A 22,790-nucleotide genomic window follows, 5' to 3' on the forward strand; every position below is an offset into this window, starting at 1 on the left:
ATAATTACAAATAATTATTTGCGTTTTTGTTGCATTTGCTTTTGTTTTTCAGCTTCTTCCATCATTTGCTTCATCTTTTGCTGAAAACGACTCTCCTTCTTAGGTTTCTTTTTATTTTCCTGAATTTGAGCGTGAATTTTATCTTCATCAAGAATGAAATTCTTAATCACTAAAATAATACCAATACTAATTAAGTTAGAAATAAAGTAATATAAACTTAATCCTGACGCATAGTTGTTGAAGAAGAATAACATCATGATTGGTGAGAAATACATCATGTACTTCATCATTTTACCCATATCAGGCATACCTTCTTGCTGTGGCTGTGTTGCCATTTGTTGCCCCGTTGTTAAACGCATATAGAAAAAGATAGCTATAGACGCTAATAACGGGAATAAACTTACGTGATCGCCGTAAAACGGAATCTTAAATGGCAATTCTGCAATGGTATCGTAAGACGATAAATCTTCTGCCCATAAGAAACTTTTTTGACGTAAATCGAAAGCCGATGGGAAAAACTGGAACAGCGCATAGAATACCGGTAATTGTATTAACGCTGGTAAACATCCTGCCATTGGGCTCGCTCCTGCCTTAGTTTGTAACGCTAAGGTTTCTTGCTGCGCTTTCATTTTATTGTCTTTGTACTTTTCACGAATCTCATCTAATTCCGGCTTTAAAATTTTCATTTTAGCCTGAGATAAGAATTGCTTGTATTGTACAAACGACATGATTAATTTAATAGAAATCGTCATAACAATAATAGCAATACCGTATGGTAAGAAGCTACTTAGGAAAGCGAAGAACGGAATGAATAAGTAACGGTTAATCCAACCGAAAATACCCCATCCTAACGGAACAATCTCATCTAAATTTCTGTCGTATTTATTTAATATTTTGTAATCACTTGGTCCGTAATACCAATCCATAGACTGACTTAACTCACCTCCTTTTAACTGTAAAGGCATTTTAGCAGTGAAGGCTTTCGTGTAAACCGTATCAATATCCTCGTCTTGAACTAAGTTACGAGACTCTAAAGTTGCTATTTTAATTGGCTCATCTGATAATAATACCGAGGTAAAGAAGTGCTGTTTGAAAGCTACATAGGTAACATCTTCAGCCGTATCATCACTTAATTCACGTTGCCCTAAATAGTTGTCTTTACCATCTTCGTACTCGTACACCATTTCGGTATAACGATTTTCATAAGAAATACTTTTTGCGTGACGATAGGTTTTTAAATTCCAGTCTAAATTAATCTCTTGAGAAGCATTAATAACTTCACTTAAGCCTTGAGAACGGATAGTGAAATTCATCATATAATCACCATCTTTTAACTCGTAACGGTATTCTAAATACTTAGATTCAGACACTTTAAGTTTCATAGAAACCACCGTAACATCTCCATTTTTTGTGATGGTTGGTGCAAAAATTAAATCTTTAGTGTTTAATATTCTGCTGTCGGTTGTACCGAAATTGATATTAAAAGAGGCATTGTTATCTTTTACTATGTAGACAGGATTTCCTTTGAAATCTACAAATTCTTTTAATCGTACTTCTGAAAGATATCCTCCTTTATTGCTAAACTTTAAAGCTAATAAATCGCTTTCTACTAAAGTTTCTTCATTTGAAGTATTAACTGCAGAATAGGCAAAAGCGCCTAATTTATTTTTTAATGCAATTAATTTTAAGGAATCGGATACTGATCCTGCCGAAAAATCTTCGGCTGCCTCTACAAACGAAGCGTCCTTTTCTTTAGCTTTTTTCTCAGCTACTACCTGTTCCTGCTTTGCCTTTTCTTGTGCTTCAAGTTCTTCAGGCGTTGGCTGGTTTTTCCAAAGCATGAACATTAAAATTCCGAAAATAAGTATAAAACCTACTATCGAATTAAGATCTAATTTTTTTTCTTCCATGAATTCTGTTTATATCTATATAATACGTAAGGTTGTTAGCTAAAACCAACAACCTTATAGCAATAAGCTCACCAATATTACTTTTGTGCCATTCTGGCACTTGATGTCTTCTTTTTATGATTTAAAGCTGCTTTTACAAAGGCCACAAATAATGGGTGCGGGTTTGCAACGGTACTCTTATATTCAGGGTGATATTGAACCCCAACAAACCAAGGATGTGTAGGAATTTCAACAATTTCTACCAATCCGGTTTCAGGATTTAATCCAGTTGCTTTCATACCTGCTGCTTCAATAGCTTCTTTGTAATCGCCATTAAATTCGTAACGGTGACGGTGACGCTCTGAAATATGTTCAGACTTATAAATATCTCGTACAGCACTTCCTAATTTCAAGTCACAGTCCCAAGCTCCTAAACGCATGGTTCCACCTTTATCGGTAACAGTTTTCTGATCTTCCATTAAAGCGATAACCGGGTTAGATGTCTTCGAGTTCATCTCGGTTGAATCGGCATCTTTTAAACCAAGTACGTTTCTAGAAAACTCGATTACTGCCATTTGCATACCTAAACAAATACCAAAATATGGTACATTGTTTTCACGTACATATTGTACAGCATCAATTTTACCTTCAATACCACGCTCACCAAAACCAGGTGCCACAAGAATACCATCTAAGTGACCTAATTTAAGTGCTACGTTGTCTTTATTGATATATTCTGAGTGAACCGATTCTACATTTACTTTTACTTCGTTAGCAGCACCTGCGTGAATAAAAGCTTCTAAAATCGATTTATATGAATCTTGTAATTCTACGTATTTACCAATTAAACCAATAGTAATTTCGGTTTTTGGATTTTTTAAACGCGTTAAAAACTCGTTCCATTTTGAAATGTCTGGAGTTGTAGAAGCTAATCCTAATTTTTTAAGAACCACTTTATCTAAACCTTCCTCTAACATTAAGTTTGGAACATCGTAAATGGTTGAAGCATCGATAGACTGAATTACTGCTTCTTCTCTAACATTACAGAATAATGCCAGTTTACGACGAATATCTGATGGTAAATCGTGCTCTGTTCTACACACTAAAATATCAGCCTGTACTCCACTTTCCATCAAGGTTTTGACACTGTGTTGCGTTGGTTTTGTTTTTAACTCACCAGCAGCAGCCAAGAAAGGCACTAAAGTTAAGTGAATTACAATACCATTATTATCTCCTAAATCCCAACGTAACTGACGTACAGCCTCTACATAAGGTAATGACTCGATATCACCAACAGTTCCTCCAATTTCAGTAATGATAATATCGTAATCTCCAGATTTTCCTAAAATCTGAATACGTTCTTTAATTTCATCGGTAATGTGAGGAACCACCTGAACTGTTTTCCCTAAGAATTCGCCTCGACGTTCTTTTTGAATTACGCTTTGGTAAATTCTTCCTGTGGTTACATTGTTAGCCTGACTGGTAGGCACGTTTAAAAAACGCTCGTAATGACCTAAATCTAAGTCGGTCTCAGCACCATCTTCCGTAACATAACACTCACCGTGTTCGTATGGATTTAAGGTTCCTGGATCTACGTTAATGTATGGATCTAATTTTTGAATGGTTACCCTGTATCCTTGGGCCTGTAATAGCTTAGCTAAAGATGCCGCTATAATTCCTTTTCCTAATGATGATGTAACTCCTCCGGTTACGAAAATGTATTTTGCTGTACTTGTCATGATGCGCTTATAAACGCAGGCAAATTTACAAAATTAAAATAGTTATTACCGAATAGTTTTTTAGTTATTTAACAGCTTATTATTAACAGCAAAAGAAATCTAATTTCAGCTAAACTAGAATCTGATTGAATTTTTCAAAAAACCTTAAAAGATGCTTAAAATCTAAACAGAAAAAACATTAAATTCTCATAAATTGAAACATTACAATAACTTAACATTCTTGTTAGTAATACTTTAAACGAAAAGAATTACCTTTATTTAACCACTTGTAACCTACTTGCAATCAATTAGGAACAATTAAAATTTCAGAAATCATGACTATTGAAAACACTGAAACCTTTTTAATAAAGTTTGGTTACAACTTTACTCGAGACAATAATGAATTAATGGTACAGATGCCTTTATCACAATATATCTCGTTGGATTTCGCTCAGGATGAAGCTATTCATATTTCAAATAAATTAAATTCCTGGAATTACCTGACAGGATTCATAAAAATGGAGCTAAAACATGCCTTTATATTCAACCTTATTTTAGGCGTTGTTATTAGTTATGGCATATCGTTTTACGACACAAAACTAGGTTTAGGCATTTTTATTGCATCTTCGATATGGTCTATTATATGGACCTTGACCTACAAAGAAAGAAGCGATCGCTTCAAGCAATTTTTGTTAAAGTGGAGTCAGCAGTACTCTAAAGTTACGGTTTAGGGTACTGCTTTCTTATGTTTCGAATTAAATCTTCCAATCCGTTTAATTTTAACTCGTACACTTGCGTAAGCATATCACCCAGTTTTCCTTTTGGAAAACCTTTTTGATGGTACCAAACAATGTAGTGCTCAGGTAAATCTATTAAGTAGCGATCTTTATACTTTCCGTATGGCATTTTAGTATGCGCTAAGTCTATTAAAAACCTGTTATCTGCAAGCATAAAGATGTTTTCTGATGTCGTAGATTATTCTACAACAACTATATTTAAATTATCATATTTCACGACATAGACCGCATTGTTATAATACCCGCCAACAAGCTCCTTATTATAAGCAAACTTATTTTCAACATACTCTGTAAGCGGTGACTGATTAACCGAAGTATATAAATTTTCTGAAGTTACTAATCGTAACGCCACATCCATAGTTAAATCAAATCCTTTTACCGCGCGTTTGTTAGGTGTGATACCATATTGCTTTTCGTAAGCCTTTACAAAGGTATTATTATCGGTCTCACTATAACTTTTCGCTGTTGTTGCATAGTGAAAATGTAATCTTGACAATTGCTCGTTAGACACCTCATCGCCTTCAAAAGCTTCATTGAAGTTGGTTGTAACTAAAATAATTTCAATTCCAGAGTTTCCATTCTTTGCTTGATTAAGTGACGCTAAAATACTGGTTGCATTGGATGCTAAACCTTCGCTCTGCGTTTCTAAAAACACATAGTTTTTACCAGGTTTTAATACATTTTGTATATCATCAAGCATAACATAATTTGCATCTTTACCGTCCTTGTCTTTACGTGAAAAGACTAATCTGGCATAAGTAAATTCACTTTTTAACTCGTTAGCTATTGCCGTATTTTTAGTATCTGAAATCACCACAATGTTTTTCGCGGTTGAATCTGATTTTACGTAGTTTACAATTTTAGATTTCAATAAATGATCTGAAGGTCGAGATTGAAACACATTATCGTAAAGCTTTAAATTGGTCCCGATTGGTGACACAATTGGCGTATTGTATCGTCTTAATTCGGTTGCCGCTTTTTCAAAAGTGTTAGAAGTTAAAGGTCCGATAACGGCATCAACAGTTTCAAAATCGTTATTATTAATGATTCTTGCAACTTCACTTACTTCATGTTTGGTATCGTAGACATCAACTTTTAAAGAAACGCCTAATTTCTTTAATGAATCTACTGCCATTAATACCCCTGAATGAAAATCTAAGGAAGCATTTAAATAAGGGTCACTTTTAATGCTACGTTTAGTGTCGGCGACCGAGTCGTAATCGACACGATTCAATCGAAACGGCAACATGATTGCAATATGCTTCGTACTGAAATCTGAGATTTTATTAGTTAAATCGACACGCTTTATTCCACTAGCAGATTCGCCATTCAAGGCTGCAGAATATGGTATTTTTAAAATCATACCTTCCTTTAAACCGGTTTCCTTTAATTCGGGATTTAACATTTCTAAAGCGTCTTGTTCTAAACCTAATTTTACTTTTAAACGATAAAAACCTTCTTTAGGCAATACCTTGTAATAACTATATTGTTCGTCTACCGATTTCTGATCTTTATTCGCAATATTCGGCACATACACTTGTTGTCCTACCTGAAGCGAATCACCTAAATTCGGATTCAATTCTTCAAATTCTTTCAAGGTAATTCCAAATTTATACGCTACACGCCATTTTCCTTCTTTAGGCTTAACAATATAGGTGGTTACAGCATCATTCTCCTTTGTTATTCGAGTTACTTTAAATACCGGAATCTGTAATTTATCACCTTTACGTAAAGGCTCTGCATATAAAAATTTATTATGTTTTTTAATATCCTCTTCAGAAACATCATACTCCTTAGCTAAACTATATAAAGTTTCCTTTTTACTAACACGATGCGGTTTAAACCCAACCAATTCTTTAGTTTCTTCAACTTCAGGCTTGTTCGCTTTAGAAATTGGAATAATTAAAATCGTATTAGGTTTCAGCTCTTTTTTAGCATCAGGATTAAGCGCATAAATCTGTGAAGGTGTTACATAATACTGTTTAGCAAGCGCTTCAACAGTTTCTCCCTTTTTTACCTGGTGTGTACTAAAATTTTGTGCGTTTGCTGTATTTATACCAAATAACACTGCAAAACCTAAAACGGAAAGATGTTTAAACATTTAATCTACTTTTATTTTGTTAAGGATAAGTTCCTCTTGTTAGATACACTTCTTTTCTATCTAGTCACATATAATATGCCAAAATTGAAACCCCATGATTAACAATATTATATAAAACTCTTACTATATACGTTTCGTATACGACAATAAGATACCGCTAAACTAAAAATATTGTTTGTAAAAATGACAAACTACATAAAAAATTAATGGTTTGTATCGAATTAACAAACGTAACCCAATACAAACCATTTTATTTGGTTTATTTATAAATGAGAATTATTCCCACTCTATAGTTGCTGGCGGTTTTGAGCTAATATCGTATACTACTCTATTAACGCCTTTAACTTTATTTATTATCTCGTTTGAAGTTTTTTGTAAAAACTCGTAAGGTAAGTTTACCCAATCGGCTGTCATTCCATCTGTACTCTCTACGGCTCTAAGCGCTACACATTTTTCGTAAGTACGCTCATCTCCCATAACACCTACACTGTTTACTGGTAACAACATAGCGCCTGCTTGCCAAACTTTATCGTAAAGTCCCCATTCTTTTAATCCGTTAATGAAAATGGCATCAACTTCTTGTAAAATACGAACCTTCTCAGCGGTGATATCACCTAAAATACGGATACCTAAACCTGGCCCTGGGAACGGGTGACGTCCTAATAATTCAGGATCGATACCTAAAGTTGCTCCAACACGTCTCACCTCATCTTTAAAAATAGCACGTAGTGGCTCAACAATTTTAAGCTTCATGAAATCTGGTAATCCACCTACGTTATGGTGACTCTTAATCGTTGCAGAAGGTCCTCCAGTAGCAGAAACACTCTCAATAACGTCTGGATAAATCGTTCCTTGAGCTAACCATTTTACATCGGTTAACTTGTGAGCTTCATCATCGAAAACTTCGATAAATGTTTTACCGATAGCTTTACGTTTTAACTCCGGATCTTCAAGACCTGCTAATGCAGCAAGGAAACGCTCTGATGCATCTACTCCCTTTACATTAAGCCCCATACCTTCATACTGATTTAATACGCTTTGGAATTCGTTTTTACGTAATAAACCGTTATTTACGAAAATACAGTATAAGTTTTTACCAATGGCCTTATTTAAAAGTACTGCAGCTACGGTAGAATCTACTCCCCCAGATAACCCTAGTACCACTTTATCATTTCCAACCTTTTCCTGAATCGCTTCGACAGTTTCTTCAACAAAAGAATCTGGTGTCCAGTCTTGGTTTACTCCAGCAATTTTTACTAAAAAGTTTTCTAATAATTGCTTACCATCTGTTGAGTGATATACCTCTGGATGGAATTGAATAGCATAAGTTGCTTCTCCTTCAATACGATAAGCCGCATTGGTTACATCTTTTGTACTTGCTATTAATACGCCATTGGTTGGTAATTCTTTAATAGTATCACTGTGACTCATCCAAACCTGACTTCCTTCATTAATATTAGCGAAGAATTCCTCATCATTTTTTATGAATGATAAATTAGCGCGACCATACTCTCTAGTGTCTGAAGGCGCCACATTTCCTCCTGAGAAATGCGCTAAATACTGAGCTCCATAACAAACGGCTAGCATTGGTTTCACACCTCTAATACCGTCTAAGTTTGGGTGTAACGCGTCTTCTCCTCTAACAGAATTAGGACTCCCCGAAAGGATTACCGATTTGTAAGACGCTAAATCTTCTGGGATTTTGTTAAATGGATGTATTTCGGAATAAATGTTGAGTTCTCTTACTCGACGTGCAATAAGCTGTGTGTATTGCGATCCGAAGTCTAAAATTAATACCTTATCGTGTTGCATGCGCAAAAATAATAATAGATTTTATAATGACAATTAGGTGTCTGCTTTTTTTTAAATTAATTAGGCCATTGTTTCCAATATCATCTCAATATCACGCTCGGTGGTATCAGGATTGATGAAACAGAAACGAGAAACGGTTTCAAAACCATCACCTGTTTTCCATTTTGTTGGCGCTACTAAAGCAAAGCCTTTTTTATGATTTTCAAAAGTCCAGTCGGTATAATCCTGAGGCGACCAACCTTTTCTTCTATATAATACACAAGATAAACTTGGCTCTCTAACCAATTCTAAATATGGGCTTTCTTCAATCATTTTACCAGCGATTTGTGCCAGTTCTACTCCGCGTTCAACCGCTTCTTTATATTTATCGGTTCCGTGCATCGCTAGAGAAAACCATAGAGGTAATCCTCTAACCCGTCTGGTTAATTGAATTTGGTAGTCGGTTGGATTAAATCCGTGTGCGCCTTCATCTTTAAAAATATCTAAATATGATCCTTGTTGTGAATGCGCCTGTTTTGCCAATTCCGGTTCTTTATAAATTACCGCACCACAATCGTATGGTGAGAATAACCATTTATGCGGATCGATAGTGACACTATCAGCCTTACCAATGCCTTTGAATAAATGTTTTACAGAATCGGCTAATAAAGCCCCCCCACCGTAAGCGGCATCGACGTGAAACCATAAATTTTCTTCAGCACAAATATCTGCTATTCCATCTAAATCATCAACAATACCTGCATTGGTTGTTCCTCCGGTACCTACAACTGCAAATAAACGCTCGCGCTCAATTGGAGATAAACCATCAATCGTAGCTCTTAATGCTGAAGCCTCTAAACGATCTTCTGTGTCTACTAAATGCACATCGATATCGGCTACTTTTGCCATCGCTTTAACCGATGAATGTGCACCAATAGATGTAATAATTAATCCTTTTTGACCTTTATGACTAGGATCATTAGTACGCCAGTTTTCCCTAGCCGTAACAATTGCAGAAAGGTTAGCAGATGTACCACCACTGGTAAATACTCCAAAAGCGCCTTCAGGCATACCTGTTAAAGACACAATCCATTTCATTGCTTCATTTTCACAGAAAATACCCCCGGCACCTTCCATCCAGTAAGCACCATGAATACTTGATGCAGCTGTAATTAAATCGAACATAATGGCCGCTCTGGTTGGCGAGGCTGGTACAAACGCCAAATTTCTTGGGTGGTCTACCGGCACATTCGCCTTAGATAAGTGCTCCTTCCATAGGTTAAAGGCATATTCGCCACCAACACCCTTCTCGGTAATGGTTTCTCCTACTAATGCTTTTAACTCTTCATACTTTTTAGGCTTCCCGATTGGATGCTCTACTTCTGATACTCGTCCAATGACATATTTCATGACATCCAGTGTCATTTCAATAAGTCCCATGTCAATTTTATGCATGCTTACTATTTATAATTTTAAAAGAGAAAATTCCTTATTTAAAGGATTAAGATATTTAATTAGTGTAGGAATCAATTTCGTACCGTACTCCATGTAGAATTGAGAGAAATTGGTATTGCGTTCCTGTAAACTTTGATTTGGGAATAGTTCATTTTGCAAATCGGTCATTCTTGACACCTGATCTGCAAGTTTTTTCTTCTGCGCTTTTAACAAACGTTTTTCAAGATGTTCTAAGCCTTTTAGTTGTTTTACTTCCTGAGCTTTTACCGCCCCAATAAACGATTTATCGGTTTGTTCGGCCAAAGTATATAAGTCTTCAAATTGTTTTTGAAGTGTTTCCTTTTGAGCTGAAAAATCGATATCTATATTCGATATTTCGCGTACTTTTTTATTAATTAATATTGACTGCTTTAAAAAGATATCGCTCGTTGATATATTTAAATTCTGAAGCTTTTTATACTGACTTTGAGTTTCAATCAATACCGAATTACGCAGTAATAAAACCGGAAATGTCACGTTGACTTTATTAAAAAATTGCTTCAACTGAAACCAATACGCCAACTCACCGCCACCGCCAATATAACACAAGTTTGGCAAAATCACTTCCTGATACAACGGTCGTGTAATCACATTAGGACTAAAGCGTTCCGGAAACTCCTGAAGTTCCTGTTCTATTTCGGCTGTCGTCCAAACAATATCAGTATTTAAAACACTAAAGGTCTCATTTTCAAATACGATACGTTCACGCAATCCTTCTTTAATGTAAAACACATTAATTTCTCTTGGATTCACCTGAATGGTGTAATCGCTGTTTACAGCATTTAACTGTTCGTTAGTTTCTGTAACCTTTGTAAACGATGTATTACTAAATAATTCTTCCTTTACATAAGGCATGAATTGTTGCTTTAAAGTTTTATCGTTAGCATCAATGATGACTAAACCGTAATCTTTAAATAATTCGTTGGCCAAATAGCGTGTCGCGTTAGCTAAATTATCGTGTTCCAAATACGATTTCTTAAATAGCTTTTTTAAATATTCGGCGTTTTTACTAGTTCCTAATTCTAAAGCAAACAGGTTAAAAACCTCTTCTAAACCTTCAGTAGATAATTCACCTACCGGTCCACTGGCTGTTCTATTCCAATGAACTTTTTTACCGTTGAAATTGAAATAATTAATTTCTTCGAAATCGTGATCTTCGGTCGCCATCCAATATATTGGAACAAAATTATAATCGGGATAAGCTTCCTTTAAATCTCTGGAAAGATTAATGGTCGAGACTATTTTATACAGAAAATACAAAGGCCCCGTAAACAGATTTAACTGATGTCCTGTGGTAATAGTAAACGTATTTTCGTTTTGTAACGCATCAATATGACTCAAGGTCAATTCTGATGTTTCAACCTTTTTATACTGCCTTTTCAAAGCTTTGACTAAAGTTTCTCTAGACTCCAAACTAAAGCTCAAAGCTTTTTCTTCTATTTGTTCCTTGAAATTTTCAAGATTAGGAAAGCGATTGTAAAAGGGTTTCAATTGAGGGTTTTCATCCAGATAATCGCAGATAAGACTTGAAAAATATCCTGTGTTTTTAAATGAAATACCGTCTAATAACATAGTTTATATTAAAAATTGAAACGCAGTTGCAAAGATATAGTTAATATAGTGGCAAAATCTAAAAATTTCGTTAAGAGTTTTTGTTTAAATTTATAATCTAATACTTTATACCGTGCTTGATTTTCTTTTAACCAGCGACGCCATCATGGCGCTACTAACATTAACCTTTTTAGAAATAATTTTAGGAATAGATAACATTGTTTTTATTTCGATAGCTGCCAATAAGCTTCCTGAAAAACAACAATCTAAAGCCACAACTATAGGCTTATTACTAGCCATGATTCAACGTATCATCTTATTGTTTTTCGTAACCTTTTTAATTGGCTTAAAAGAACCTTTTTATACTTTAGAATTGTCATGGCTTCAAATTTCGATAAGTTGGCAGGCCATTATTTTATTCTGCGGTGGATTATTTTTAATTTTTAAAAGCACCTCGGAAATTCACGAAAAAGTAGAAACACCTCATCACAATGAAGACAATCTGAGTAAAAAGAAACTAAAGAGTTTATCTCAGGCCATTGTTCAAATTCTACTCATCGATTTTATCTTTTCTGTCGATTCCATTTTAACAGCTGTAGGAATGACCAACGGTTTACATGAAAACCACAACTACAATCTCATGTTAATGATTATAGCTGTGGTTATCTCTATTTTTATTATGATTGGGTTTGCTAACCCGATTAGGAAATTCATCAATGCACATCCGAGTATGCAGATACTAGGCTTAGCCTTTCTAATTCTTATTGGTTTTATGCTGATTACTGAATCGGCTCACTTATCACACACCCAACTCTTTGGTAATACAGTTGGTGCCATACCAAAAGGGTATCTGTATTTTGCTATTGCGTTTTCGTTATTCGTAGAATTTATAAACTTCAGAATTCAGAAAAAACAGAAAAAAACAGATTAAAACAAAGTGGTTTGAGAATCGTCTGATTCGTCGCCATCTACAACATCTTCATCAATAACTTCTAAGTCGTCTGCATGAACTTCTTCCGGTTCTTCAAAAGGTAACGGATCAAGCAAATTAATTTGCTTTACCTTTTCTTTGGTTAATTGGTTTCCGATAGCTGAAATGCCTTTTACCGAAATAAATTCTTCTAAATTAACCTCCAAATTATCTTTCCGTTCTTTACCACGTTCTTTTACAAATTCCACTTCGGCCATTGGCAACCAATCGGTTGAAACAATTTCCAATCGTGAATTTTCATGTTCTGATATAAATAGTTCCTCTTTTCCTTCGTTTTCAATCAAGAAACGCTTTACATAATACAATTCGCGTTCGCCATTATAATATATAGCTGAAATTGGCTTTTTAGGATTCCATTTCTCCAGAACAATCATATCATTATCGAAATGCAAAGTCACCTCAGGTGTTACCGTTTTGGCAATACCTTTTTGATTTATGATAAGTAACTTATCTTCTCCTCTGAACTCTCCAAGTAATTCCCCTCGACCGTCAACATTTAAACGCTGAACAGTCTCATCAAACCACACTTTACGTGGTTTTAAAGTTGAAACACCTTTTTCTTTAAGTTCTACTTTTTTAATAGCGTATTTGGTTACCAAATTTCCTTTAGACTGCCTTCCTTTAATTAAAATATCGGCAAAATCGATATCCCATTTCAGCTTTTTAATACTTCCGGCCTGTCTAAGAAAAATACTTACCACTTCGGCTTCTCCGTTTGGATTCGCTGAAAAATACAATAGAGTAGAACCTTTGTTTCCGTTCGTTAAATCGTATTCCTTATCACGCGTAATTCCGGTTACAGCAAAACGTTTTATATAGGAAGGCCCGCTTTTACCATCTCGATAAATAAGATTGTAAATGGTACGCTTGTCCTTTTTCTTAAAGACATCAACATGAATAATATCTTTACCAACAAATGTTTTTGAATCTACTTTGGTTACAATCATATTACCATTTTTAGTAAACACAATCACATCGTCTATATCGCTACAATCGCAGACATATTCGTCGCGCTTTAAAGACGTTCCTACGAAACCTTCTTCACGATTAACATATAATTTTGTATTACGAATAACCACTTTAGTCGCATCAACATCATCAAACGCACGGATTTCGGTTTTGCGTTCACGCCCTTCACCATATTCTTTTTTAAGTCTGGTAAAATAAGCAATGGTATAATCGATTAAATGTTCTAAATGATGTTTTATTTGAGCAATTTGCTCTTCTAAAGCATCTATTTTTTGCTGTGCTTTATCAATATCAAATTTTGAAATACGCTTAATGCGAATCTCTGTTAAACGGACTATATCTTCTTCGGTAATTGCACGTTTTAAGTGTTTTATATGTGGCTGAAGTCCTTTATCAATCGCTTGAATAACGCCTTCCCAGGTCTCTTCTTCCTCAATGTCGCGATAGACTCTGTTTTCTATAAAGATGCGCTCTAACGAAGCAAAATGCCATTGTTCTTCAAATTCACCAAGCTTTACTTCTAAATCCTGTTTTAATAATTGAACTGTATTATCGGTACTACGGCGAAGCATTTCACTCACCCCAACAAACAACGGTTTATTATCTTCAATAACACAACCTAATGGCGAAATAGAACTCTCGCAACTGGTAAACGCATATAGAGCATCGATGGTTTTATCTGGCGATAATCCAGAAGGCAAATGCACTAAAATTTCAACTTGGGCCGCTGTATTATCTTCAATTTTTTTAATCTTGATTTTCCCTTTTTCGTTCGCTTTAAGAATAGAATCAATTAACGACGAGGTATTGGTACCGAATGGCAATTCGGTAATTACCAAAGTGTTTTTATCTAATTGCGAAATTTTTGCGCGTACACGCACTTTTCCACCACGCATACCGTCGTTATACCCTGATACATCGGCAATTCCAGCGGTTGGAAAATCAGGAACCAAAGTAAAGCGTTTACCTTGTAAATGTTTTATGGAAGCCTCAATAAGTTCAATAAAGTTATGAGGCAATATTTTTGTAGAAAGTCCTACGGCAATACCTTCTGCTCCCTGTGCTAATAACAGCGGGAACATAACCGGCAGATTTATAGGCTCTTTTCGGCGGCCATCGTAAGATGCCTGCCATTCAGTAATTTTAGGATTGTAAACAACATCGAGCGCAAATTTAGATAAACGCGCTTCGATGTATCGAGAAGCAGCAGCACCATCACCTGTTAAAATGTTTCCCCAGTTTCCCTGAGTATCGATTAACAAATCTTTTTGGCCTATTTGCACCATAGCATCGGCTATACTTGCGTCTCCGTGAGGATGGTACTGCATGGTGTGCCCTACAATATTGGCCACTTTGTTATAACGCCCATCATCTAAATCCTTCATAGAATGCATGATACGGCGCTGTACAGGTTTAAACCCGTCTTCAATTGCAGGCACGGCACGTTCTAAAATAACGTACGAGGCATAATCTAAAAACCAGTCTTTATACATTCCCGTAACACGAGTAATTGTTTCCTGTGGTTCGTCTTGTTCGTTAATTAAATCGTCGCCTTCTTCAATCATTTAAATGTGTTAGTTTTCTTTAGGCTTTCCGCTAAGCGTCACTCGCCCTTTAATTTTAATTACTCGTTTTCTATTTACAATATTTGGTTCTTCAATGTGTAAATAAGAATAATCTCTTTTTATCTCGTTTGTTCTTTCTTTAGTATACAACATTATCTTTATTTTTTAGCCTGTTTAACACAGGGGTTTATTAATTTTTGTACTACAAAATTAATTCTAAATTTATAATGTTAGCATGCTCTTTAACGAAACTTTATCATCAAATTCTTATTTTAACGCTGAAATAATGATTTATTAACAATTTAAAAAGCTGATTATTCAATAATATCCAATTCAACCTTTAAGTTATCAATTATAAACTCTTGCCTTGTTGGTGTATTTTTACCCATGTAAAAAGACAATAATTCTTCTATAGACATGTTACTATCGAGCATTACAGGATCGAGACGAATATCCTCACCTATAAAATGTTTAAACTCGTCTGGCGATATCTCCCCTAAACCTTTAAATCGGGTGATTTCTGGTTTTGGTTTTAGTTTTTCAATGGCATTGATTCGTTCTTCTTCGGTATAGCAATAAATAGTTTCTTTCTTGTTCCTTACCCTGAACAACGGGGTTTGTAAAATATATAAATGCCCTTCTTTAATCACTTCCGGGAAAAACTGCAAGAAGAAGGTGATTAATAACAAACGAATGTGCATACCATCAACATCGGCATCGGTTGCGATAACAACATTGTTATATCGTAAATCTTCTAAAGACTCTTCAATATTTAAAGCCGCCTGTAATAGGTTAAACTCTTCGTTTTCGTAAACAATCTTCTTAGTTAATCCATAACAATTTAAAGGCTTTCCTTTTAAACTGAATACCGCCTGGGTATTGACATCGCGTGATTTGGTGATGCTTCCTGAAGCCGAATCTCCCTCGGTGATAAACAAAGTACTTTCTAAGTTGCGCTCGTTTTTGGTATCGCCAAAGTGCACCCGACAATCGCGTAATTTTTTATTATGAAGACTCGCCTTTTTCGCACGATCTTTAGCCAACTTACGAATACCAGAAAGTTCTTTTCGTTCGCGCTCGGCTTGCAATATTTTACGCTGAAGCTTATCAGCTGCCTCTGGATTTTTATGTAAATAGTTATCTAAATAGGTTTTTACAAAGTCGTTTACATAGGTCCTTACCGTTGGCAAATCGCCACCCATGTCGGTCGATCCCAATTTCGTTTTAGTTTGACTTTCGAAGACAGGTTCCATCACCTTAATGGCAATGGCACTTACTACCGATTTTCTAATATCGGAAGCATCGTAATTTTTACCATAATATTCGCGAACAGTTTTTACCAAAGCCTCTCTAAACGCATTTAAATGAGTACCTCCCTGCGTTGTATTTTGTCCGTTAACAAACGAATGATACTCTTCGCTGTATTGTGTTTTACTATGCGTTAAAGCTATTTCAATATCGTCGCCACGCAAGTGAATGATAGGATACAAACGATCATCAGGGTTAATATTTTCAGATAATAAATCTTTAAGACCATGTTCACTAAAATATTTTTCTCCGTTAAAAACTATGGTTAAACCAGGATTCAGGTACACATAGTTTTTAAGCATTTTAACGATATACTCGTTTCTAAACTTATAGTTTTTAAAAATAGTTTCATCTGGAACAAAGGATACTTTGGTTCCTTTGCGGCGTGAGGTTTCATCTAAAAACTCCTGGTCGGTTAACTCCCCTTTTTCGAACTCTGCTGAAGCTGATTTATTATCACGTGTCGATTCTACTCTGAAGTAAGATGACAGGGCATTTACCGCCTTGGTACCTACCCCATTTAATCCTACTGATTTCTTAAAGGCTTTTGAGTCGTACTTACCCCCGGTGTTCATTTTAGACACCACGTCTACTACTTTACCTAACGGAATACCTCGACCGAAATCTCTAACAATCACCTTGTTTCCCTGAATGGAAATCTCGATGGTTTTTCCGGCGCCCATAACATACTCATCAATCGAGTTATCGAGCACCTCTTTAAGAAGAATATATATACCATCGTCTGGTGAAGAACCATCACCAAGTTTACCGATATACATTCCTGGTCGCATACGAATGTGCTCTTTCCAGTCTAACGAACGTATATTATCTTCGGTGTAATTGGTTTCTTCTACCATAAATTTTCAGTAAGTTTTTATTGAGATTTGATGCTAATATAATACAACACTTTAAAAAATGAAACCTCCTTTTCACAAAATTAATTAACAAAATACCCCTTGTATTTTGTTAAAAACCTCTAAACTATTGATTGCCTTGTTTTTTTAAAGAGACCACCAAGATACCAATTATTACGATTAAAGCACCAAAAAATTGTAGCAAGGTTAATTTTTCATTTAAAAAGATGGCAGCCAGTATAATTGTCGAGATAGGCCCTACTCCTGCTACGATAGCAAAGTTTGAAGAACTAATCATTTTTATGGAAGTGGACACTAAAAACGATGGAATAACAGTAGCAAAAACCGCTATTAAAAATCCGTAACCATACACCTGCCATGGAAAACTAAACAAATCTGCTTCTTTTATAAATCCATAATGAATAAACACACACAAACAAGACACTAACATAGCGTAAGAAGTGAACTTTACGACTCCAAATTTAGGAATCAGCCACCCCGTACCCACCAGATATGAAGCATAGGTTACAGCACTCAAAAAAATAAGAAAACCACCTAAAACGGTATCGGCTCCCGAAATATTAACCTCATCCCAAAACGCAATTACAACTCCCAAATACGTTAGAGCAATAGCACCCGCCTGTATTTTAGTAATTGGTTTCTTTAAAAACAATTTATTAAAAAACAAGACTATGGTAGGATACACAAACAGAATAATGCGTTCTAAACTGGCTTTTATATACGTTAAGCCTACAAAGTCAAAATAACTCGCCAGATAATACCCTACAAAACCAAAAAACACGACCCACATATAATCTTTACGAGTGACATCCATGGTTGGCTTTTCATTTCTATACAAATAGATAATGACAAGATAAAACGGAAACGAAAACAACATACGAAGCAATAAAACACTAATAGCATCCACTTCGTATTGATAAGCTAATTTCACCATCACTGCTTTAGACGAAAATAGCACGACCGCTAAAACCCCTATTAAAACACCGTAAATGAAAGATTGTGTTGATTTCATCTATTAATCTCTATTTAACTTTATTTTCAGATGCAATTACTCAAATCGCAAACATAATTTGCGATATGAGTTCGTAAACTTATGTTTTACCATCAATACATCTACTCACTTCAACTTGATTACAAGTCACTTTTCATTAAGCGAAAATAAGAGGTCGTTTTGAAAGAAAACCTAACTGTAACAAAATATTACGATGTTCAGAATCAAAAACATGTTGTTAGTCGAAAATACACAGTACGTCCTCCCTATTTTTCATAATTTACAGCTTTACACTTATCAACCCAAAAACATGAAACATTTAATTTTATCACTTATCATTACAACCACATTACTTGGTTGTCAATCAAAATATCCCGATGTTCCTGAAAACTATTACGCACTGTTAGATAGTGCACTAGTTAAAGCAAACACCAATGCACCAGAAATTTTAAAAGCTTTAACCGATGCACCCAAAAACCAAAAGGAAGGCATGGCGTTTTTAATTAGTTACATGCCAGAACGTGATTTAATTTCTTTAAAGGCCGATTTTCTTTTAGAAAATGCCGAATACGCCTATAAAGCTCGAGAACGATTTCCTTGGTGTAAAACCTTGCCTGATTCTATTTTCTTCAATGAAGTTTTACCTTATATTAATGTAGCCGAAACCAGAGATCCCTGGCGCAAGGACTTCTACGAACGCTTTTCAAAGTATGTGGAATACGAAACCAATTTAAAAGATGCCATTTTCTCTATCGCAAAACCTATCAATAAAGAGGTTAACGTAGAATACAACATTAAACGATCTATTGTAGACTCCAGCCCAAAAGAAGCCATGGCAGAAAACATGGCAACCTGCACCGGTTTATCCATTATTCTAACCGATGCCTTTCGTGCTGTTGGTATTCCTTCACGATTAGCAGGAACCCCAATGTGGACTAATATGAAAGGTAACCATACCTGGTGCGAAGTTTATATCGACAACGAATGGAAATTTATTGAATACTATCCAGATGATTTAAATAAATCATGGTTTTTAGCTGATGCCGGTAAAGCAGACCCTAACAATCCACTACACTGGATTTATGCCGTTTCTTATAAACCTACAGGCCAGTATTATTATGCAGGAAGAGCAGCAAAATTCCTTTTAAGAGAATTAGATACTACTATGTTGGATTCAGTTACAATTTCAAAATTACGCGAATGGAAACGACGGGCTGACAAAAGCAATGACAAACCCTATATTCATGGAGTGAATGTTACACAGCGCTATATCGATTTGTATGAAAAATCCTTAGCAGATTCCAAACTCGAAGAAGATGAACTTATGAGCAATATAGTTGTTTTTAAAAACGACAACACTTCTACAAGCGATGCCAGATTAGACTGTAGAGTTGATATTTATTTAGATGACAAAATTGTTGACTTTGGCTATTCGCCAAGACCTACTGACGACATGAACAAGTTTTTAAAAATTAAACTAAAAAAGAACACCAAATACAAAGCTGTTATAAGTAACCCGAAAAACAATATTGAGCAAAGTTTTTCTATGACAACAACCGATAAACCTGACGAAGAATTTAAATTTATTTTAAAATAATTCTGTCTCATTTATTTGATAACAACTTATAGTATATCCATGAAATATGCATCACTTATCCTTATTTCCTTTTTAGTCGCATGTACTAAAACACAAGTAAAAAATAGCACCGAAGTCATTGCTCATAACAAAATCACTATAATAACAAATCCTAAAGAAGGTTTAAATTCATTTGCTGCATGGGCTAAATTCCCTTCAAAATCTGAAGAGATTAGAAAAATAATGATGCATCTTACTTTAGCCTATCCAGAAAATATTAAAATTGCCCACTGGGATTATATGGATCGCGTAAAAATCATTTGCAAAGATGATAAAAACGAAGAACGAGAATTCGAAATCGGACGCATGTTAACACCTTATGGTAGCAGTTTTAAAGAAGACTGGAATTACACATGGAAAACCGATGTGACCGATTTTGCTCCGTTTTTAAGAGATAGCATTAAAGTGGTTTACGAACATTCCGGATACGAATCAACCGATACCGGTTGGGATTTAACCATAGGATTTAAAATAGATTTTGGACCTCCGGCAGCCAATTTTATTTCTGTTCAAGATATGTGGCAAGGTAATTTTCAATATGGAAACCCTAAAAATGATATTGAAAACAGCTTAACACCAATAACTATTAACAAAGAAGAGAATGCTGCCTTCGGGAGATTCAGAATCCAACACACTGGTCATGGTATGGACAGGCCTAGCGGATGTAGTGAATTTTGCAGCCGATGGCGCGAATTAAAAGTAGATGAGAAAACCATTGATAAACGCGATTTATGGAAAGAATGCAGCGACAATCCTTTATATCCACAAGGAGGCACATGGATTTACGATCGTGGTTACTGGTGTCCGGGTGATTTACAACTTCCTGATATTATTGATATCCCCTTATCCAAAAACAACCATGTTTTAGATTTAAATTTGGAACCATTTACTGCCAACAATATAGATCAACCTAAAGAACAGATTACTTCATACTTTTTTCAATATTCAGAACCCAACAATACTAATGATGTCGCTATTGAAGAAATCATTACTCCAAATAACGATGATGCCTTCAACCGTGAAAACCCTGCTGCATTTAACCCGAAAATTAAGATCAAAAACTTAGGAAAGTTTCCATTAATTTCGGTAATCGTTAAATACAAAACCAATGGCTTTGAAGAAAAAAGTTTTGATTGGAAAGGCAATCTCGCATTCAACGAATCTACCGTTATTACCATTCCTGACGAAATAGATTCTAATGCTGGAATCAATACTTTTAGCGTTACACTTATTAAACCTAATGGAATGCATGATGAATGGTTGGGCGATAATCAGCTAACATCTGAATTTGAAGATATCCCAACACTCCCACCCTCTTTAATTGTTGATTTTCTAACGAATAACAATCCTGGTGAAAATCATCTAACTATTAATAATAAGAACAACCATATTATTTTTGAAAAAAAGCCTGAAGTCATGACTCCTGCTACGCAATACTACGATACTTTAGTGCTTCCTAAAGGAAAATACAGTCTAAAACTTACCGACACAGTTGGTGACGGCCTGGAGTTCTGGTATAATAGAAAAGCTGGATTTGGAAGACTCCAGTTGAAAGATACAAATGGACAAATCATACATGTTTTTGAAAGTGATTTTGGAAATGTATTATCTTATGATTTCCGTGTAAACGACAACTTTAAACCTAGAACTGAAGCATCTATTTACTCCGCAAATATCTATCCTCGAATGACCAAAGATAGTCTTAGTATTTTCACAACTGGAAACAAATCGGGAACTATGAAAATTATTTTAACAAAAGATGGTGTATTTATTGAAGAACACGAGTTTCAAAATATTAGAAACTCTAAAACCGACCTAAACGTTAGTCATTTAGAAGAAGGACGATATGTCATGGAAATTCACCTAAACGGAACGCATTTGATGAATCGCCGATTTAACAAAATTCAATCCTAAACTTAATCATAAAAAAAATCCTGTATTGTTGTCAATACAGGATTTTATATTTTAAAGCAATCCTTTAAGACTGCTATTGAATTTATTTCAAATTAAACATTAAATAAGAAGTGCATAACATCGCCATCTTTAACAATGTAATTCTTTCCTTCAACACGCATTTTACCAGCTTCCTTTACTTTACTTTCACTTCCGTAAGTTACATAATCTTCGTAACCTATAACCTCAGCTCTAATGAAACCTTTTTCAAAATCTGAGTGAATTACTCCAGCGGCCTGAGGTGCTGTAGCACCAATATTTACTGTCCAAGCACGTACTTCTTTTACACCAGCAGTAAAATAAGTCTGTTGATTTAATAATTTGTAAGCCGCACGAATTAATTTAGAAGATCCTGGTTCGTCCAAACCAATATCACTTAAGAACATTTGGCGTTCTTCATAATCTTCCAACTCATTAATATCAGCTTCAGTTCCAACAGCAAGTACTAAAACCTCTGCCTTTTCATCTTTTACAGCCTCACGCACTTTTTCAACATATTCATTTCCTGAAACTGCCGAACCTTCATCTACATTACAAACGTACATAACTGGCTTTTCGGTAATAAACTGAGCCGGCTTCACAAAATCTTCATAATCATCTTCAGAAAACTCTAAAGCTCTAACCGAAGTTCCAGCCTCTAAAGCCGCTTTAATTTGTAGCAATACAGCTTCTTCTTTTTGAGCATCTTTATTACCTGTTTTAGCAGCACGCTTTACTTTCTCTAATTTCTTATCTACCGTTTCAAGATCTTTTAACTGTAACTCCATATCAATAGTTTCCTTATCGCGAATAGGATTTACATTACCATCAACATGAACAATATTATCATTATCAAAACAACGTAATACATGTAAAATTGCATCGGTTTCTCTAATATTTGCAAGGAATTGATTTCCTAAACCTTCTCCTTTACTAGCACCTTTTACTAAACCGGCAATATCAACAATCTCTACAGTTGCAGGTAATACACGCTCCGGATTCACCAAAGATTCTAATTTTTCTAAACGCGGATCTGGCACATTCACCACACCAATATTAGGTTCGATAGTACAGAACGGGAAGTTCGCACTTTGCGCTTTTGCATTAGACAAACAATTGAATAAAGTTGATTTCCCTACGTTTGGTAATCCTACAATACCTGCTTTCATGTATTTAATTATT

15 protein-coding genes are annotated in these 22,790 nt (G+C 35.2%); 4 read left to right on the top strand and 11 right to left on the bottom strand.

The window, feature by feature from the left end:
• Window positions 1–14 precede the first annotated feature (14 nt).
• Together yidC and ICJ84_RS10665 are read right to left on the bottom strand one after the other, a co-directional pair.
• Window positions 15–1,910: a membrane protein insertase YidC gene (yidC, locus tag ICJ84_RS10660; RefSeq protein ID WP_188216382.1), complete on the bottom strand. Its 1,896-nt coding sequence runs from the start codon at window positions 1,908–1,910 to the stop codon at window positions 15–17.
• A 77-nt stretch (window positions 1,911–1,987) separates the two neighbouring features.
• Window positions 1,988–3,628 carry a CTP synthase gene (locus tag ICJ84_RS10665; protein WP_188216383.1) on the bottom strand — a complete coding sequence of 547 codons (1,641 nt, stop codon included), beginning with the start codon at window positions 3,626–3,628 and terminating at the stop codon, window positions 1,988–1,990.
• Window positions 3,629–3,942: 314 nt separating this feature from the next.
• Between ICJ84_RS10665 and ICJ84_RS10670 the strand changes: the two genes are divergently transcribed.
• Window positions 3,943–4,338 (top strand): hypothetical protein, encoded by a 396-nt coding sequence (locus tag ICJ84_RS10670; RefSeq protein WP_188216384.1) that lies wholly within the window; start codon window positions 3,943–3,945, stop codon window positions 4,336–4,338.
• Here the strand turns inward: ICJ84_RS10670 and ICJ84_RS10675 are convergent.
• From ICJ84_RS10675 to bshC, 5 genes are all read right to left on the bottom strand, one after another.
• Window positions 4,328–4,558, bottom strand: coding sequence for a DUF3820 family protein (locus ICJ84_RS10675; RefSeq protein ID WP_188216385.1), 231 nt, complete (start codon window positions 4,556–4,558; stop codon window positions 4,328–4,330). The genes ICJ84_RS10670 and ICJ84_RS10675 overlap by 11 nt on opposite strands.
• 24 nt (window positions 4,559–4,582) lie before the next feature.
• Window positions 4,583–6,505 (bottom strand): PBP1 and LysM peptidoglycan-binding domain-containing protein, encoded by a 1,923-nt coding sequence (locus tag ICJ84_RS10680; protein WP_188216386.1) that lies wholly within the window; start codon window positions 6,503–6,505, stop codon window positions 4,583–4,585.
• A gap of 276 nt (window positions 6,506–6,781) precedes the next feature.
• The gene (guaA, locus tag ICJ84_RS10685; RefSeq protein WP_188216387.1) at window positions 6,782–8,317 is read right to left on the bottom strand and encodes a glutamine-hydrolyzing GMP synthase; all 1,536 of its coding nucleotides are present in this window, start codon (window positions 8,315–8,317) and stop codon (window positions 6,782–6,784) included.
• A 60-nt stretch (window positions 8,318–8,377) separates the two neighbouring features.
• Complete coding sequence (locus ICJ84_RS10690; protein ID WP_188216388.1) at window positions 8,378–9,751, bottom strand: pyridoxal phosphate-dependent decarboxylase family protein; 1,374 nt, start codon at window positions 9,749–9,751, stop codon at window positions 8,378–8,380.
• Window positions 9,752–9,760: 9 nt separating this feature from the next.
• A complete protein-coding gene (gene bshC, locus ICJ84_RS10695; protein ID WP_188216389.1) occupies window positions 9,761–11,362 on the bottom strand; it encodes a bacillithiol biosynthesis cysteine-adding enzyme BshC in 1,602 nt (533 codons plus the stop codon).
• A gap of 112 nt (window positions 11,363–11,474) precedes the next feature.
• Here bshC and ICJ84_RS10700 point away from each other — a divergent pair, with 112 nt between their 5' ends.
• Window positions 11,475–12,272 (top strand): TerC family protein, encoded by a 798-nt coding sequence (locus ICJ84_RS10700; RefSeq protein WP_188216390.1) that lies wholly within the window; start codon window positions 11,475–11,477, stop codon window positions 12,270–12,272.
• Here the strand turns inward: ICJ84_RS10700 and ICJ84_RS10705 are convergent.
• From ICJ84_RS10705 to ICJ84_RS10715, 3 genes are all read right to left on the bottom strand, one after another.
• Entirely contained in the window at window positions 12,269–14,866 is a 2,598-nt protein-coding gene (locus ICJ84_RS10705) for a DNA gyrase/topoisomerase IV subunit A (protein ID WP_188216391.1), read from the bottom strand. The genes ICJ84_RS10700 and ICJ84_RS10705 overlap by 4 nt on opposite strands.
• A 314-nt stretch (window positions 14,867–15,180) precedes the next feature.
• Entirely contained in the window at window positions 15,181–17,031 is a 1,851-nt protein-coding gene (locus ICJ84_RS10710; protein ID WP_188216392.1) for a DNA topoisomerase IV subunit B, read from the bottom strand.
• A 124-nt stretch (window positions 17,032–17,155) separates the two neighbouring features.
• Window positions 17,156–18,061: a DMT family transporter gene (locus tag ICJ84_RS10715; protein WP_188216393.1), complete on the bottom strand. Its 906-nt coding sequence runs from the start codon at window positions 18,059–18,061 to the stop codon at window positions 17,156–17,158.
• A 289-nt stretch (window positions 18,062–18,350) separates the two neighbouring features.
• Here ICJ84_RS10715 and ICJ84_RS10720 point away from each other — a divergent pair, with 289 nt between their 5' ends.
• Together ICJ84_RS10720 and ICJ84_RS10725 are read left to right on the top strand one after the other, a co-directional pair.
• Entirely contained in the window at window positions 18,351–19,637 is a 1,287-nt protein-coding gene (locus ICJ84_RS10720) for a transglutaminase domain-containing protein (RefSeq protein ID WP_188216394.1), read from the top strand.
• Between the two features lie 39 nt (window positions 19,638–19,676).
• Complete coding sequence (locus ICJ84_RS10725) at window positions 19,677–21,590, top strand: peptide-N-glycosidase F-related protein (protein WP_188216395.1); 1,914 nt, start codon at window positions 19,677–19,679, stop codon at window positions 21,588–21,590.
• 92 nt (window positions 21,591–21,682) lie between these two features.
• Here ICJ84_RS10725 and ychF read toward each other — a convergent pair whose 3' ends face one another.
• Window positions 21,683–22,777, bottom strand: coding sequence for a redox-regulated ATPase YchF (gene ychF / locus ICJ84_RS10730; RefSeq protein WP_188216396.1), 1,095 nt, complete (start codon window positions 22,775–22,777; stop codon window positions 21,683–21,685).
• Between the last annotated feature and the right edge of the window lie 13 nt (window positions 22,778–22,790).

The sequence above is a fragment of the Aestuariibaculum suncheonense genome (genome assembly GCF_014596935.1).
GTDB lineage: Bacteria > Bacteroidota > Bacteroidia > Flavobacteriales > Flavobacteriaceae > Aestuariibaculum > Aestuariibaculum suncheonense.